The 16,843-nt window shown below is 37.4% G+C and carries 16 protein-coding genes; 7 read left to right on the top strand and 9 right to left on the bottom strand.

The window, feature by feature from the left end; genetic code table 11:
* Nucleotides 1-81: 81 nt before the first annotated feature.
* Together K0A91_RS06905 and efp are read right to left on the bottom strand one after the other, a co-directional pair.
* Nucleotides 82-2,643: a bifunctional diguanylate cyclase/phosphodiesterase gene (locus tag K0A91_RS06905; protein WP_295009330.1), complete on the bottom strand. Its 2,562-nt coding sequence runs from the start codon at nt 2,641-2,643 to the stop codon at nt 82-84.
* A 137-nt stretch (nt 2,644-2,780) separates the two neighbouring features.
* Nucleotides 2,781-3,347, bottom strand: coding sequence for an elongation factor P (gene efp / locus K0A91_RS06910; protein WP_295009332.1), 567 nt, complete (start codon nt 3,345-3,347; stop codon nt 2,781-2,783).
* Between the two features lie 101 nt (nt 3,348-3,448).
* Between efp and tgt the strand changes: the two genes are divergently transcribed.
* Complete coding sequence (gene tgt, locus K0A91_RS06915) at nt 3,449-4,567, top strand: tRNA guanosine(34) transglycosylase Tgt (RefSeq protein ID WP_295009333.1); 1,119 nt, start codon at nt 3,449-3,451, stop codon at nt 4,565-4,567.
* Nucleotides 4,568-4,593: 26 nt separating this feature from the next.
* Here the strand turns inward: tgt and K0A91_RS06920 are convergent, their stop codons facing one another.
* The 5 genes from K0A91_RS06920 to K0A91_RS06940 all read right to left on the bottom strand — a co-directional run bounded on the left by K0A91_RS06920 (nt 4,594) and on the right by K0A91_RS06940 (nt 7,752).
* Nucleotides 4,594-4,944, bottom strand: coding sequence for a DUF3147 family protein (locus tag K0A91_RS06920; RefSeq protein WP_295009335.1), 351 nt, complete (start codon nt 4,942-4,944; stop codon nt 4,594-4,596).
* Between the two features lie 44 nt (nt 4,945-4,988).
* A complete protein-coding gene (locus tag K0A91_RS06925) occupies nt 4,989-5,345 on the bottom strand; it encodes a DUF6488 family protein (protein ID WP_295009337.1) in 357 nt (118 codons plus the stop codon).
* A gap of 10 nt (nt 5,346-5,355) precedes the next feature.
* Nucleotides 5,356-6,129: a HupE/UreJ family protein gene (locus K0A91_RS06930; RefSeq protein ID WP_295009339.1), complete on the bottom strand. Its 774-nt coding sequence runs from the start codon at nt 6,127-6,129 to the stop codon at nt 5,356-5,358.
* Nucleotides 6,130-6,195: 66 nt separating this feature from the next.
* Nucleotides 6,196-6,504, bottom strand: coding sequence for a hypothetical protein (locus K0A91_RS06935; RefSeq protein ID WP_295009341.1), 309 nt, complete (start codon nt 6,502-6,504; stop codon nt 6,196-6,198).
* Between the two features lie 54 nt (nt 6,505-6,558).
* Entirely contained in the window at nt 6,559-7,752 is a 1,194-nt protein-coding gene (locus tag K0A91_RS06940) for a metal-dependent hydrolase (RefSeq protein ID WP_295009343.1), read from the bottom strand.
* A gap of 135 nt (nt 7,753-7,887) precedes the next feature.
* On the opposite strand from K0A91_RS06940, the gene K0A91_RS06945 reads away from it, so the two are divergent.
* Genes K0A91_RS06945 through K0A91_RS06970 form a run of 6 tightly spaced genes read left to right on the top strand, consistent with a single transcriptional unit; the run spans nt 7,888 to nt 14,288 of the window.
* Nucleotides 7,888-10,101, top strand: coding sequence for an ATP-binding protein (locus tag K0A91_RS06945; RefSeq protein WP_295009345.1), 2,214 nt, complete (start codon nt 7,888-7,890; stop codon nt 10,099-10,101).
* Between the two features lie 30 nt (nt 10,102-10,131).
* Complete coding sequence (locus tag K0A91_RS06950) at nt 10,132-10,494, top strand: c-type cytochrome (protein WP_295009346.1); 363 nt, start codon at nt 10,132-10,134, stop codon at nt 10,492-10,494.
* Complete coding sequence (gene lpxB, locus K0A91_RS06955) at nt 10,491-11,546, top strand: lipid-A-disaccharide synthase (protein ID WP_295009348.1); 1,056 nt, start codon at nt 10,491-10,493, stop codon at nt 11,544-11,546. The genes K0A91_RS06950 and lpxB overlap by 4 nt, the downstream gene beginning before the upstream one ends.
* On the top strand, nt 11,536-12,627 hold the full coding sequence (locus K0A91_RS06960) for a DegT/DnrJ/EryC1/StrS family aminotransferase (RefSeq protein WP_295009351.1): 1,092 nt from the start codon (nt 11,536-11,538) through the stop codon (nt 12,625-12,627). The genes lpxB and K0A91_RS06960 overlap by 11 nt, the downstream gene beginning before the upstream one ends.
* Before the next feature lie 3 nt (nt 12,628-12,630).
* Nucleotides 12,631-13,539, top strand: coding sequence for a Gfo/Idh/MocA family oxidoreductase (locus K0A91_RS06965; protein WP_295009353.1), 909 nt, complete (start codon nt 12,631-12,633; stop codon nt 13,537-13,539).
* Nucleotides 13,539-14,288, top strand: a complete 750-nt coding sequence (locus K0A91_RS06970; RefSeq protein WP_295009355.1) for an acyl-ACP--UDP-N- acetylglucosamine O-acyltransferase — start codon at nt 13,539-13,541, stop codon at nt 14,286-14,288. The genes K0A91_RS06965 and K0A91_RS06970 overlap by 1 nt, the downstream gene beginning before the upstream one ends.
* Here the strand turns inward: K0A91_RS06970 and K0A91_RS06975 are convergent.
* Nucleotides 14,285-15,448, bottom strand: a complete 1,164-nt coding sequence (locus tag K0A91_RS06975) for a GIY-YIG nuclease family protein (protein WP_295009357.1) — start codon at nt 15,446-15,448, stop codon at nt 14,285-14,287. The two genes, K0A91_RS06970 and K0A91_RS06975, sit on opposite strands and share 4 nt — an antisense overlap.
* Nucleotides 15,441-16,562 (bottom strand): hypothetical protein, encoded by a 1,122-nt coding sequence (locus K0A91_RS06980; protein ID WP_295009359.1) that lies wholly within the window; start codon nt 16,560-16,562, stop codon nt 15,441-15,443. The genes K0A91_RS06975 and K0A91_RS06980 overlap by 8 nt, the downstream gene beginning before the upstream one ends.
* Nucleotides 16,563-16,843: the final 281 nt, after the last annotated feature.

The raw sequence follows: 16,843 nt of genomic DNA on the forward strand, positions 1-16,843 counted from the left end.
TTTTAATTTTATCTGATTTATAAGAGTTTGAATTATAGTATGAATGGCTTTAAGGTGAGGTAATAGCTAAATTTTTTAAATTTAGCTATTAATTGTAAAACTGTTTTGCGGTCTTCCTATATGAAAGCCTTGAAGGTAATCTACGCCCATCTCTCTTAGGGTTTTTACTATTTCTTCATCTTCTACATACTCTGCAACGGTTTTAACATTTAGCTCTTTGGCAAGCGTTAAGATACTGTGTACAAAAGCTTTGTCTTTTTTATCTTTATTAATATTTATAATAAACTCACCGTCAATTTTAAGGTAGTCAATCGGAAAATTTTTGATATAGTGAAACGAAGAAAATCCAGAACCAAAATCATCTATGGCGAACTTATATCCTAGTATTTTTAGATTCATAACAAATTTTTCCAAAAGAGCGAAGTTTTTAACAGTTTCTCTCTCCGTTATTTCAAAAACTATATTGTCTTTAGATATATCATATTGTTTTATAAGCTGTGTTATTGAATCTGCATAATTGCCTACTACAAGAGATTTTGGAGATAAATTTATAAATAAAATTCCCTGATAGTTCTCTTCTTTTATCTTCATAAATGCATTCTCTATTACCATCAAATCCATACGATTGATGATACTCATGCTCTCTGCAACTTCTATAAACTCATACGCTGAAACCACTTTACCGTCTACCTCAATTCTCATAAGAAGCTCATGTATCTCATTTTTACCGCTAGCCGTGGTTTGAATCGGCTGAAAATATGGAACGATGCGATTGTTTGTTACGGCATCGACTAAAAGCTCAGATTTTGCCTTTTGCTCTTTTATGACCGAAACAATATCATCTCCAGATGGAACTCTAATGCTGTTTTTGCCATCTTCTTTGGCTTTATACATCATTCCATCAGCTATTACAAAAAGCTCTTTTTGTGTTTTTGCATGTTCAGGATAGATGGATATTCCGATAGAGACGGTAACACCGGCATAACTTCCATCACTAGTTAATAGCTTAAAATCCTCTATTGACCTTGCTATATTATGAGCAACTGCAAGAGCACCCTCTAACCCACACTCAGGTAAAATCAAAGTAAACTCATCACCGCCGTATCTTGAGAGTATATCTTCGCTTCTTTTTGATTTTTCAAGAACTCTAGAAAACTCTTGTAGATACAAATCTCCAAAAGCATGCCCATATGTGTCATTAATAGGTTTAAAATTATCACAGTCTATAATTATAAGAGCAAATTCGTACCCATGAGCCTCTGCACGTTTTATCTCATACTGTAAAAAGTCGACAAATACACGTTGGTTAAATAGCCCGGTAAGCGGGTCATGTGCTGCATAGTACTCTAAATCGTTTGTATATTTATTTATAGCTTTAACCGAACCGACAAGATTTGCCATAGTTGTTAAAATACTATCTATTACTATATGCTTAATAGGGTCAGTCACCATCTCCGACTGCACACTAAGCCCTACTATTCCGCCTATTTTTGGAGTATCTAGAAATAGTGATTTTGTTCTGTGTGCAAAATTATCATAATCTTTTATATTTATACATGTATTGTAATCTGAAGTATTATGACGGATTGTGTAGTCTGTATATCCTAAAAAATGTTCATTATTTTTGACAGAGTCTCTTACATAAGCTTCAAAACTATTTTTTACCTCTTTTTCAGGCATACCATACCAAAATATATCAACTTCAAACTGGTCGTCACCAACTCTAAAAATTGTCATAAGCGTATAAGTCGGCATAACCTTATTTATATCTGCTAAAAGTTCACTTATGAAATCACGCCAATCTTGAACAACTTCTGAGGTTATAATAAATTTATCAAGCAATTGGACCTCAAACTCAAGTAAATCTTTATCAACTGCTATTGCTTTTAGTTTTTGGGCAAGCACATCGACATTTAACATAATCGCATTAATCTCTTCAAATCTTGTATCTATGTCGGTAGGGTCGAACTCCTTAAAGTCCTTCATAGAGTTGATAGATTGTACTTTTTTATCGAAAAGCTTAAGCGACTGTGTTATTCTTGATGTCGTGTATTTAGAGCTTATATAGGCAAAAAATATAAATAAAGGAAGAACGATTAAGAAAAAATAGACATAATCCAATAAAGTCTCTTTAATAACTTCAACAAAATTTTGCTCTACATCTATCAAACCAAGCGTATCACCGACATTTACGTTTACATGGCAACTCAAACACTCTTGCCTTGCATTGAGCGGTAAAAGGTTTCTGACTTTGCCCATATCGCTAATGGTTACCTTTTTCCCGCTTGCCAAAACAGAATTTGCCAAATCATCTTTTGGATTTTCCTGCACCTCTCCAAAAAGCTCATTGATTTTATTTGCACGGTAGATATTTACAGAGTAGTGACTCTCTTCAAAATTATCTTTGAGTGAGTGCATAAAATCATTTAAGTCTTCTCTGCTCCACCCTTTTTTCATAACTTGATACATTGATGAAAAAATTTGATTTGAGACGGTATTGGCATTTTTGATTGCATTTTCTCGTGCGAGCGTTGTATGAAGATAGGCTGTAAAAACTAAAACTACTATAAAAAGGGAAGATAAAAGAACGATGTTAATTGAAAATATAAAATTTTTTAGAGTTTTTGGCACTGTTTTTTCCATTAAAATATTTTTTTTAAAATGGCTAAATTATATCTGTAAATTATTTTCTTTAACTTAAATTTTATAAAAAAACTCTTTATTACAAAATAATAAGATGCAGGATGAAGTTGATACGAGGAACCTCGTATCAAGTGGGGTTATTTGACTTTTTCTAAATACTCGCAGTCAACTGTATTTACTCTGATTGTGTCACCCTCAAGTACATGGTAAGGAACTTGAACAACAGCACCTGTCTCAAGTGTAGCAGGCTTTTTGCTTCCGCTTGAAGTGTCACCTTTGAAGTTTGGAGGAGTATCAGTAATAACAAGTTCCATTACTTCAGGAGCAGTTACAGAGATAGCTTTGCCTTTATAGAAGATAATATCAACATTTATACCATCTTTGAACCACTTTGAAGCATCATCACACTGCTCGTAGTTCAGACCCAACTGCTCGTACGTTTCATTATCCATAAACTGATACATTTCGCCATCATCATAAAGATACTGCATAGTTTTGTAAGTTATCTCAGGAACTTCAAATTTGTCGCCTGCATGAACTGTTTTGTCAACAACTTTGCCGTTTAAAAAACTCTTAACTTTCATACGAACAAATGCTGCGCCTTTACCCGGTTTAACATGTTGAAATTCTACTACTCTGTATGGAACTTCGCCTATCACTAGACGAACACCTTTTTTAATATCACTCATGCCTACTGTTGCCATAAATACACCTTGAAAAATTTTTAAGTGATTTTATCCTAAGTGGACTTAATTTCTTTTGTTATAATGTCGAAAAATCTCTACACTTTAGGAACCGATTGCTTATGGAATTTACTTTAGAAGCCACCTCAAAAAACGCTCGTGCATGTACAATCAAAACAGCTCACTCAACCATTAAAACCCCTGTTTTTATGCCTGTCGGAACTGTTGGAAGCGTTAAAGCTCTTGACATGGAAGATGTGCTGGATCTGCTAGGTGCAGAGATAATTCTTGCAAATACATATCACATGTATCTTCGTCCAGGAGATGAAACAGTGGCAAAAATGGGCAAACTTCACGGCTTTACGACCTACCCTAAAAGCTTTTTGACAGACAGCGGCGGTTTTCAGGCGTTTAGTCTTAGCGACATCTCCAAAGCTTCAAAAAACGGGATAGAGTTTAGAAGCCACATAGACGGAAGCAAGCACTTTTTCACGCCGAAAAAAGTTATAGATATTCAGCACAATCTAGGCTCAGACATCATGATGATTTTGGATGATTTGGTCGCACTTCCCGCAACTCAGGAGCGTATTGCTCTGAGCATTGAGAGAACTACCGCATGGGCAAAAGAGTCAATAGATTACTTTAGGGCAAAACAAAAAGAGGGTGTCGGTGTAGAGCAAAACATCTTTGCCATTATCCAAGGCGGAACGGACAAAGCTTTTAGAACAAAGAGTGCAAACGAGCTTTGCGCTCTTGATTTTGACGGTTTTGCCATCGGCGGTCTATCGGTCGGCGAGTTGAATGAAGAGATGTACAATACGGTTGAACACACCGTCCAATATATGCCCAAAGATAAACCGCGCTACTTGATGGGTGTCGGAACTCCTGAGGATTTGATAGAAAATATTGAGCGCGGCATCGACATGTTTGACTGTGTTATGCCGACACGCAATGCAAGAAACGGAACACTTTTTACCTCTTTTGGAAGAGTAAATATAAAAGGCGCCAAGTTTAAAGAGGACGCACTGCCCGTTGATAGCGAGTGCGAATGTCTTACATGTAAAAGATACTCAAGAGCTTATCTGAACCATCTTTTTCGCGCGGGAGAGATAGCGTACTTCAGGCTTGCAACCATCCATAACCTCCACTACTACCTCAACCTTATGAGAGAGGCTAGAGAGGCTATATTAGAGGATAGATATGTAGAGTTTAAGGCAAATTTCTACGCAAAGAGAAGCTAGAAGATAGCTTTTCATCCGCAATTTATTTACATTTTTATCCCGAATTTTCCAAGAATTAATATCATCAAATAATAAGCAGTTATTGTAAGTATTACTGAAATAACCATAGTCGGAAAAAAGCTCACTCCTTTTTTTATGAGTATTGGAAAGATTATAAACAGTGTCATTGACGGAGGAATCAACCAAATAATTTTGTTTGAAAATTCTACCGCTGCATTGCTGCTGTTAGTATCTAAGTACATCCAAGTCATAGCTAAAATTGAGACCAGCGGAACAGCCGCCAATAACGCACCTGCAAGAGCGTTTCTCTTTGTTATTTCAGATATAAGCACGATTAAAAGCGTTGTGATAACGATTTTTGTAATATAGTAATACACATTTTCTCCTTGAATCATGCCAGCCAAACAGGCTGACACTCTCTCTACTCGCCTGTAAAGTTGGCACCTGTCATTTCACCGTATTGATTCACAAATACATAGAGATTTTGCTGTTTTGGATTTGGCTCTTTTTGATTTTTAAAAGTAACTACCCATTCAGGCACTGATTGATAAGTTTGCTGTTTGATAGTTTCAATTGAAACACTCTCCCAGCTCTTATCAAGCTTTCCATCAAGCGTATAGTTTTTAACCGCTCTTATAGCAATCTCTTTGGCTTTTGCCTCACTGATTTTTGTCTTTGAGCTACCGTGGCTGTGGTCATGCCCTGGTCCAGCATACAATGGATTTACCCCGAATGTCAAAATGGCTGCAACAGCAACCTTTGTAATAATTTTTTTCATTTTGTTCCTTTTATAATGAACCGTGTCTATATTGTTTTGACTCTTGCGCCTTCATATCAAGATGAATGTGCGTGTGGGCGTCTTTGTTAAAGCCCAACTCCTCTTCGTTTGTAGTATGCAAATAGCCATGCAACTGCATAAGCAACAGCATAAAACCTGCAAACATAAGAAGATGGTTGACAACCTTGCTGTGCTGCATAAACGACTCTTTTTTGCGCCAAAGCATTAAAATAAAAAGCATTGGGATAAGGGCGATAATTTGTCCTAATTCAACACCGATATTGAATGAAATAATTCTCAACAACATATCTAGGCTCTCTTCACCAAGAGGAAGCTGTTGCAGACGCGTTGAGAGTCCAAAACCGTGGATAAGCCCAAATAGAAATACAACCCACAAGAGGTTTGGAGATTTGACATGCAGGTAGTTTTGGAACCCTTTATTGTTATCAAATGCTTTATAGATAACGCTGATTGCTATTACGGCATCAATCAAATAGTAGTTAGCATTAACTCCCACGAAAGTTGCCAGAATCAACGTGACACTGTGTCCCAATGTAAAGATCGAGACAAATTTCACGATATCTTTGAGTGTGTTTAAGAAAAAAACCACACCGAACAAAAATAGCAGGTGGTCATACCCGCTAAGCATATGGGTAGCGCCAAGCCAAATATATTTGAGGTTTCCCCCATCAAGCATTGCCTGCTTATCTGTAGCTGAAATACCATGCGCGAAAGCCATGGTACTCAACAGAAGCAATGCGCCTAAAATTAAAAGCGTCTTCATAGATTTCCTTCTGAAAAATTGTAAAAGTAATAATAGAGTTCTCGCAAAACTTAAAACAGAAAAAAATCAGACGATAGGAGGACGGAACAGCTCTTTAGATATGAAAGAGTGATATAGCAAAACAGACTCAAAGTTGTTTTCTTGCATATAACAGGATGGCTCCATTTGAGTAGCGTCTGCTATATAGAAATCAACAAGATTTACTTTATGATTATGGCTATGCGTATGTTTTAATCTATTATGAGCGTGCTGATGTTCATGGAGAGAGCAGAGTTTATTATGAAAATCATGTTTTGAAAAAATATCAGTTGTTGCGAAGAGGTTGGCACCGAAAATAGAAAGAATAATAAAACTGATAATAATATGTCGCTTCATTACTCCTCCTTCTTGGTTAAATTGTTGTGATTATATCACTCAAATATTAATACGCTAGAAGATAGCTTTTACTTCGCCGTAAAGCTCCTCACCGCAATAGAGTGATAGTTTTTCGTCCATCGTTACGCTCTTGCTTGGGTCAAACAGCATAAAAGAGGCTCTCTCTCCCACTTTTATAGCTCCACAGTTCTCTCCTATGACGTCTGATGGATTTTTAACACAAAGCTCCACAAGTCTGCTCATTGAAATCATACCGCTCTTTACAAGTTTCGTGTAGTAGAGACTCATAGCATTTTTGAGACCTTCACATCCATAAGCAGCATCATAAAAAGCAACCTCTTTGTTTAGTGGAGAGCTTGGCTGATGCAGAGTAGTTAAAATGTCTATCTGTCCGGCTTTGAGAGCATCTTGCAACAGCACAAGATCATCTTTTGAAGATAACGGCGGATTTAGCTTTGCCGTGGTGTTGAAGTTTTTACAAGCCTCATCGGAGTTTATTAGATGATGGATAGAGACCTCACATGTGACATCTATGCCATCCTGCTTTGCTTTGTTTATAAGATAGATTGAGCGCGGTGAAGCAATCGACTTAAAAAGTATTTTGATTTTAAAGTGTCTAGCTATCTCTATCATGCGGGAGACATGCAAAACTTCGCTCAAGTCAGGTATGCCCGCAAGCCCAAACTTGGAGCTAACATTGCCTTCTAACATCACGCCACTGCTTATTAGAGAGTTGTCTTCTGCTTTGCAAAAAAGTGTTACTCCGTACATCTGGCAATACTGAGCGATTTTAATAGCTACGTCATTTTTGGCGATTGTGCTCATATATGGCGCGATTGCGCCGCGTTTTAGTAAAATCGCAATATTACTGAGCGTTGAATCCTCTTTTAGAGTGTTTAGCATCAAATCAACTTTCGCACCGCTTAGATTATGAAGTCCGTTTTGGGCAAACTCCAACACTATTTCGTTATCTATTGCAGGTATGCTATCGGCATTTAAAACAATATGCCCTATTCCGCCTTTTAGTGCCTCACTTGAGACAGCTTTTATATTTTTTGCGTTTAGTACTGAGTCCTCTGCTCTTATATTTATATCTACCAAAAGCGGCAAAAGATATTGACCTTTTGCATCAATGATTTCGCCACCCTGCAAACCTGAACCAATCTCTGTTACTACGCCCTCTTTAATGCGGACATCAACCTCTCTCTCTCCGTCTATATCACACACCGTCGCATTTTTTATTACCATCTCTTCAACCTTTGAAGTATATTGATGAAATTATAATAGATTGTGGCTTATAAAATAGATTTCTCTTTTATGCTTTTAGTGAATTTTAGTTATACTATTTGCTAAATTATTACAGCTTGCGAAAAAGGCGATTTGTTGAGATACTCCCTTAATACCATCAAAATTTTTATCATCTCTCTCTTTGTTTTAATTTACTCTGCCGTCTATTTCACTACCACAAACGATAGAGATGCCCGCATAGAACTTCTGCTAAATCAAGAGGTTAAAAATCTTACTCACAACTATAAAGTAGTAACAGACAGATATAGAATTATTGCAGATATTATAAATTACGAAGTGTTTAATACCCAAGTTGTTCTAGAGCTCTTTTACAAAGCCAAACATGCAAAGAGTGAAGATGAGCGCGAAAAGTATCGAGCAATGCTCTATTATGAAATACTGCCTAACTATTATCATCTAAAAGAGGTAGGAGTAAACTTTATCGTTTTTGCTTTTGAAGACAATAAAGTATTTCTAAGAGTGCACAAGCCTGAAGTATTCGGCGATAATCTCTCGGGCATGCACTACTCCATCCAGCAAACAAATGAAAATGCAAAGCCTATAATCGGCTTTGAGCAGGGCAGGATATCTCACGGTTTTCGTAATATATTTCCGCTCTTTTACAACAATGAACTGATAGGGAGCGTAGATATCGCCTTCTCTTCACAGGGAATGCAAGAGAGCATGTTTATTCGGCATGACACCAACACACATTTTATAGTAAAAAAAGAGTTTGTTGATTCAAACGTTTACGAAGAAGCTTCAACGCCGCCCTATTCGCAAAGTCTTGAACACGACGATTTCTTGTTTGCAAAAGCCTTCGATTCAAATGGCAGTGAAGTATCTGTAAAGAAGATAAAAATCAACAAAGAGCTAAAAGAAGATATTGCCAAAAAAATAATACACAACAACTCTTTTGCCCTTTATCATCACTACCGTGACCAAGCCTATATCATCTCATTTTTACCTATTAATGACATTCAAAAAAATCTGCCTGCCGCATATCTGGTCTCATACGTAGAGAGTCCGTATCTTGAAGGTATGCTGCATGAGTATATCTGGATAAACCTCGTAGTCTTTAGCTCGTTTTTGCTGCTCTGCATAGTTATATATTTCAACCTTAAACAGCGAATAAACCTTGAAGAAGTTGTAAAGAAGAGAACCAAAGAGCTTGAGATAGAAAAAAATAGAGCTCAAAATGCAACTAAAGCAAAATCGCAGTTTTTGGCCAACATGTCGCATGAAATCAGAACACCGATTAACGGCGTTATTGGCATAAGCTATCTTCTTCTACAGACAGCACTAAATGACAAACAGAGAAAATATCTGGAAAAAATTGATGGCTCTGCAAAAACACTCCTACATATAATAAACGATATTTTGGATTTCTCAAAGATTGAGTCAGGAAAAATGACGATTGAAAAAATAGAGTTTAACCTTCACGAGAGCATAAAAAAAGTTATAGAGCATCTTAAGGTAACGGCACATGAAAAAAATATAACTATCACGCTGCAATACAACAAAAATGTAGGAGAATACTTTTTAGGCGATGCCTTAAGAATTTCTCAGGTTCTAACTAACCTTTTGGGAAATGCGATAAAGTTTACCCATGACGGCGGAATCGAGATAATAGTAACAAAGCCAAACGACAAGAGAGTTATGTTTGAGGTTAAAGATTCTGGAATCGGTCTAGGCGAAAAGGAGATAAAAAAACTATTTAAATCATTCTCTCAAGCAGACAACAGTACAACCAGAAAGTACGGCGGAACGGGTTTAGGACTTGCTATATCAAAACAGCTTGTAGAGCTCATGGGTGGCAAAATATGGGCTCGGAGTAAAGAGGGTTTCGGAAGCAGTTTTATCTTTGAAACAGAACTTCAGGAAATAAATCCAAAAGATTACAAAACAGATGAGAAAAAAGCTGAATTTGACAAAGATATCCTACACGCAAAACGGATACTCATAGCAGAGGACAACCATACAAATCAGCTTGTACTTTTAGGACTCTTAGAGGATTACATAGAAGAGATTGACGTTGCAAATAACGGTCAAGAGGCTGTTGATATGTTTGAGAGTGGCAAATACGAACTTATCATTATGGATTTACAGATGCCTGTTATGGACGGCTACGAAGCAACAAGAATTATCAGAAGCTTAGACAAAGATATTCCTATTATCGCGCTTACTGCAAACGCAATGAAAGAGGAGATAGAAAAGACAAAGGCGGTAGGGATAAACGAACATCTAATCAAGCCTCTCAACATGGAGAAACTTTTTACCACTCTGAGTAAATATATTAACTCTAATTAGAAATAATTTCATTTTACTAAAGGTTTTACATTGCGTTACTTGCTTTCAATATTTTTTCTATTCTCGCTCTCTGATGCATCATCAGCTTATGAGCTTGGCAAAAAGCTCTATATGAAAAATGGCTGTTTTAGCTGCCATGGGAGAAACTTGGAGGGTGTGCACAAATATCCATATCTGGCAAACAGGGCGAAAGGGTACATGACATACAAGCTTCAGAGGTTCCGTTCAAAGATTTCAGATACTCAGCAGCAGGAGATGATGATACCTTTTGCCGTAGGTTTAAGTGATCAAGATATTGAAAATCTCACAACCTACATGTATGAATTCGTAGAGCAAGAGAGCAAGGAGAAGTATGACGACGAATACCAAACACACGGACACGGAGGCTCATGAAAATATTAGTTAGCGCACTCGAACACTCGGCAAACGTTCACCTCAAATCTCTTAAAAATGAGTTGAGCGAGACGACAGAGTTTATCGGCATATTTGACAAAGAGCTAGGAGAGAGCATTATTGATTTGAGAAGCTTGGCTATTATGGGATTTGTAGATGCCATCAAGAAGTTGCGCTTTTTTTTAAAACTAAACAACGATATGTTGAGACTCGCGCATGACGCCGATAAAGTTCTGCTGATTGACTCCTCAGGATTCAACCTCCCTCTTGCCAAAAAAATCAAAAAAAAGTACCCAGACAAAGAGATAATCTACTACATACTTCCTCAAGCTTGGGCATGGAAGAAAAAACGAATCCCTGTCTTAGAAAAAACGATAGACCATCTCGCCTCCATACTCCCTTTTGAAAAGGAGTACTACTCCAAAGATGCGCCTATCGAGTATGTCGGACATCCACTCTTAGATCAGATAACAGAGTTTAAAGAGAACTTAGAGGATGAAATAAAAAACATAGTCTTTATGCCAGGAAGCCGAAAAGGCGAGATAAGCAAACTTATGCCCATCTTTAGAGAAGTTCAAAAAGAGCTTGAAGTGCAAGCAACGATTATTGTGCCAAAACACTTCTCTAAAGAAGATATAAAAGAAGTTTATGGTAGCCTTTCAGGTTTTAAAACGGCTCACGATGCGCACAAAACACTTCTTGAAGCGGACTTTGCATTTATTTGCAGCGGAACGGCAACTCTAGAGGCATCGCTTATCGGGATACCTTTTGTGTTGACATATATCGCAAAACCCCTTGATTACTTTATTGCAAGCAAGCTTGTAAAACTAGAGTATATAGGGTTGGCAAATATAATGTTTAACAAGTTTAAAAACAGAGCACTGCATCCGGAGTTTATACAAAAAGATGTAACTTCTAAAAATCTGCTCAAAGCGTATAAAGAGTATGACAGAAGCAGATTTTTAAGTGACTCAAAAGCACTAAGAGAGTACCTTGTACACGGTAGTTCAAAAAGAGTAGCAGCAATTATAGAGGACAGAGATGAAGATTAATTTTATAGATTTACAGGCGCAATACAAAAGGTATGAAAAAGAGATAAACAGTGAAGTTTTAGAAGTTTTTGCTTCAGCGCAATTTATAGGCGGAGAGAAGTTAAACTCACTAGAGAGAAATCTTGCAGCATATACGGGTGCAAAACATGCCATAGGGTGCAGCAGCGGAACGGATGCTCTTTTGTTAGCGCTTATGGCGCTTGGCGTGGGAGCCGGCGATGAAGTAATCACCACTCCTTTTACCTTTATATCCACGGCTGAAGTTATTGCCCTTTTGGGTGCAAAAAGTGTCTTTGTTGACATAGACGAGCAGAGCTACAACATAGACCCTGCAAAAATAGAGTCACATATAACTGAAAGAACAAAAGCGATTATGCCCGTCTCACTTTACGGACAGTGCGCAGACATGGACGCAATCAACGAGATAGCCGCAAAATATGAACTTCCCGTTATAGAGGATGCATGTCAGAGTTTCGGCGCAACATATAACGGCAAAAAATCATGTAATCTCTCAACCATAGGATGTACAAGCTTCTTCCCGTCAAAACCGCTAGGCGCTTACGGTGACGGCGGAGCAATTTTCACAAATGACGATGAGCTTGCAACAAAGATGAGAATGCTTTTAAATCACGGTCAAAACGAGAGATATAAACACAAATACATCGGTATAAACGGTCGTCTTGACGCCGTTCAAGCGGCTATTTTAGATGTTAAACTAAAGCATTTTGACGAAGAGGTAAAACTCAGAGAAGAAATTGGCTCAAGATACATCGATTTGCTTGAAGATGCAGACGTTATCACGCCAAAAATAGCAGATGGCGGCACAAGCGTATATGCGCAATACTCAATAAGAGTAAAAGATAGAGAAGAGATGATTGCAAAACTATCCGCCGCAGGCGTTCCAACCGCCGTTCACTATCCAGTTCCGCTTCATATGCAAGAGGCATTTAAAGATCTAGGCTACGGCGAGGGTGATTTTCCTATAAGCGAGCTTGTCTCGAAAGAGATAATGTCACTTCCGATGAGTGCGTTTCTAAGCGAAGCGGAACAAGATTTTGTAGTTGACGCAATTAAGGACTAAAAATTGAAAAAAATCGCAATTCTCGGCCTTGGCGCAATGGGCAAAAATCACTACAACACGCTCAAAAAGATAGATGGGGTAGAGATTGTCGGACTCTGTGATATTGTAAAAAACGGCGAGTTCGCGGAGCCTTTTTTTTACGATTTGGAGACTATGCTTGATGAAGTTAGACCTGAAGCAGTTATTATCGTAACGCCTACTTTCCTGCATAAAGATGCCGCTCTTAAGTGTGCCGCGCGCAAAATAGATATATTTATAGAAAAACCTGCCGCTTCAAATGTAAAAGATGCAAAAGAGATACTTGCGTCCGTAGAGGCAAACGCAATCAAGAGCTGTGTCGGACATATTGAGAGATACAATCCGGTCGTAAAATCTCTTATCAACGAGATAAAAGAGCATGAGATTTTATCCATCTCAATCACGCGCAGCGGCTCTTTTCCTGAGCGTATAGCCGACGTTGGCATACTTACCGACCTCTCTGTTCATGACAGCGACTTGATACGCTTTATAACAAAAAAAGATATTGTCAAAAGTGCTGTTTTTAAATCTCAAAAAATCCACAAAAAACACGAAGATAATGCCATTTTAGCGTTTGAATTAGAGGGTGAGGTTATCGGCGATATCTCTACAAACTGGCTTACTCCTTACAGAAAAAGAACTATCTCTCTGGCATGCAGAGTAGATAAGGATAGCAAAATCAAATTTTTTGAAGCGGACCTAATCTCTCAAACACTTACAGAGCGTATAAATATAGACTCAAACTCGCACATAACAAAAAACTGTTTTCTAAGCAGAAGCAACGCCCTGCAAGACGAGCTTGAAGCATTTGTAAACTACCTGCGAACCGGCGAGAGAGGTTCGCTTGCTACCGTACATGACAGCATAATCACTCTAGAGATTGCGAGCAAATAATGGCAGAGAAAAAAGCAAATATCCACCCCTCGGTTGTCATAGAAAAGGGTGCGAAAATAGCTCCCGATGTTAAAATAGGTCCATTTTGCTTTATAGGCAGAGATGTGGAGCTAAAAGCAGGATGTACATTAGAGTCAAATGTCATATTAAAAGGCTCCCTTAGAGTTGAACCAAATGTAAAAATATTTAGCTTTGCTGTTATGGGGCGCGAAGATTCAGAGATAGTTATAGGCGAGAAAACGCATATAAGAGAGTTTACTCAAATCGGCGCACAAGAGAGCCAAAATGGCGAAAACAAAAAAATCATCATCGGTGCCAACAACTTTCTTATGGGGTACGTTCAAATTCTCGGCGGTGTAGAGTTAGGCGATTTTTGTATCATAACAAATGCGGTCAGGCTTTATGAGAATGTCAAGTGCGAGGAGAATGTCATCATCGGCGGTCTTAGCACGGTTGAAGCAAACAACACCATAGGAACGGGAGTTATGATAGGCGGCGCATCTGTAGTAACTTCGGATATTCCACCGTTTATGCTGGTTGAGGGCAACAAGGCGACCATAAAAGGACTAAACGTAATCGGTCTTAGAAGAAGGTTAGAGAACAAAGGCGACATAGAAGAGATAAAAGCGGTCTTCAAAAAGATTCTAGGCGACGGTGCAGACAAAATCTTAGCGCAAGAGATAGCAGATACAAACCCAAACGAACTTATCAAAAGGCTAGCCTCTTTTGTGGCTTCTAGCAACCTCTAGCAAAGGGATTGTTTCAAAACCAACTCCTTATTTTTTTCATCATATACGCAATTCACTATCTCACCGGTTACAACAAGCTCAATCACCTGCTCAATAATCTCAAGAGGCAAAATAAACCACTCTCTTGGAGTATATCGTTTTACATCACTTGAGAAGATATCGACATTTAGGCAAACTTTTCCAAAAAACCTATGAATGAGTTGCTCAAACTTTTGCGTGTTCATACCGTAAGCCTCATAAACAGTTACAATTCTAACGGGTGCCATCAAATATGTCGATTCTTTAATGACATTTTTTATTCTCTCTTTCACATCTGTTGTTGAGTAACCTATTTTATATAAATTTTTAATGGAAGAGATTTTATCATCATTACTGAGAGATTCAAGCACATAGATATAACCTGATTTTGTATCATCTTTAGAAACCGGCAGTAATTTATCAAGGACTCTATCATCTTGTAAACTCACAAAATACCCATCCTCATAAAGCCCCTTGCCAAAAGAACGAAGCAGCATATTTGACTCGGTGCCGTTTTCAAAGATGATTTTTGTTCTAGCATCAAGCTTATTGAACTTATCCTTTTGCAGATTTTTAATTTTTTCCAAATAAGCAAGCACTCCTTTTAGAACAAAGAAATTACCCTCTTCAAAAAATCTCTCATTAAACTTTACAAGTTTTTTACTTCCATTTTTCAGGTCATTTTGAACCTCTTTAAAAAGCTCTTCATATTTAGCAAAATTTTTACAAGGCTTTCTTTGAGCTACAAAGTCCGTTTGTTCACGCTCTTTTGGAACATGTTTTAAAGTAAAAATATCATCACTGTTTTCACTTTCCAGTAGTCCAAAAACATCATCATTTAAAATATCATCAATAGAGTTTATTTTTACCTCTTGCAAAATATTAAATCTATCATAAGGCTTGAGAAATTCAATTTTCTCGGGATTTTGTCTTATACCATCAAGCCTTGAAAAAAGATTTCTCTCGCTCATATTTGCCGATTTTTTAGGCTCATGCTCCTCTTGCTCTATAAAAGTATTGATCTCTTCAAAACTGACAAGTAGCCTATCATCTTCATTTAAATTTTTAGTTTTTGCTTTTGCTTCATCTAAAAGCCCAAGCGGATCATCTGCTAAAATCTCATCAAGTGAAAACTCAGCCATTTTCTCTCTCTCGTTTTAGTTTATTGAGAAATATAAGCGCTTCTGCCATTCTCATTTCTGCAAAATCTCTACTGCCAATATCCGGCATTCTTCCATGTTCACTTTTAAATGCCGGGATTTTTTTATAAAGTATCACAGCTTCTTCGGGAGTCATCTCAATCCTTGTGGCTTCAATACTCTCTTGTATCAGTTTAAGAACATGCGTAGTAACTGATTTTGACAAAATTTCAAAAGCCTTTTGAAATGGATTTATCTGGTCAATCAAATCAATATACAATTCATCTATATTTACGAATTTATCTGCCATTCTTATAAATTTCTTATCACCGCTCTCTATAATATGCCCATTTTTCACAACGCTGTCAACAACTACATGTTGTCTTATCTCTTCCACTTCACTATCGGTTAAATCGGGATATTTGACTTTGATTATTTTTGGTATTAAGACTCTATTGATAACCTCTGCATCCAGATTTCCAGGAATTGCTTTTATCATCAAATCATCTTGTAAGATAGCAGCTTTTAGATCATTGAGGTCTGATTCAATGATACTCTCAACTCTTTTACTAGATGGAGGTTTAAAACCTCTTATTTTGAGTTCACCTTTTTGATTTGGCTCACTATCGTTCTCAAATCTAGGTTTAAACTTGAAGTTTGGTGCCAAAACCTGTTCCATCAAAAGTGAGGCTGTGATAGCTTTGAGCATATTATTTACAGATACTTTTACCTCATCATTTTGTGCATTTGGCTCGGCTATAAGATTTGTGAATTGTGCATGTGTTTTGTTCTCGCTGTCTCTTGTGGCTCGTCCTATGATTTGGATGATTTCAGTTAGTGAACTTCTATATCCTACAGTCAAAGCATGCTCGCAAAACGGCCAGTCAAACCCCTCTTTTGCCATACCAAGAGCGATTATCAAGTCCATATCATCGATGCTTTTGATATTTCTTAGATAACTAACTACTTTTTCTCTTACCTTTGGGTCATCATTTACCAAGTCCGCTATTTTGAGAAGTTTGCAGTACTTGCGTTTTTTTAGAATATGAATAATAAACTCTTCTTGCCCTTTATCACTAAATTGATTAGAAATTTGAACAAGTATTTCAAACATCATATTTTTATCTCGCTCTAAAAAAGCTTGGAAAATATCACTTTTCCAATTTTGTGTATCAGTAAAATATTTAACTGTTTCTAAAATGGCTTTTTCAATTTCAAATTTATCACCTGCAGAAGCACTTGTATATAAGCTAAGTATTAATTTTAAATGAACTGCGCATAGCGCTCAAACTGGCCACCAAACGCGCAGAGCATCCGGCCACCTCTGAAGAGATATTTTCTGTAGTGTCATTTTAGCATAAAGTGGCCGGATGATGTTTTTAATAAGGGCAATTTTGC

Origin of the sequence: Sulfurimonas sp. (assembly GCF_019429335.1) — a bacterium.
Taxonomy (GTDB): domain Bacteria; phylum Campylobacterota; class Campylobacteria; order Campylobacterales; family Sulfurimonadaceae; genus Sulfurimonas.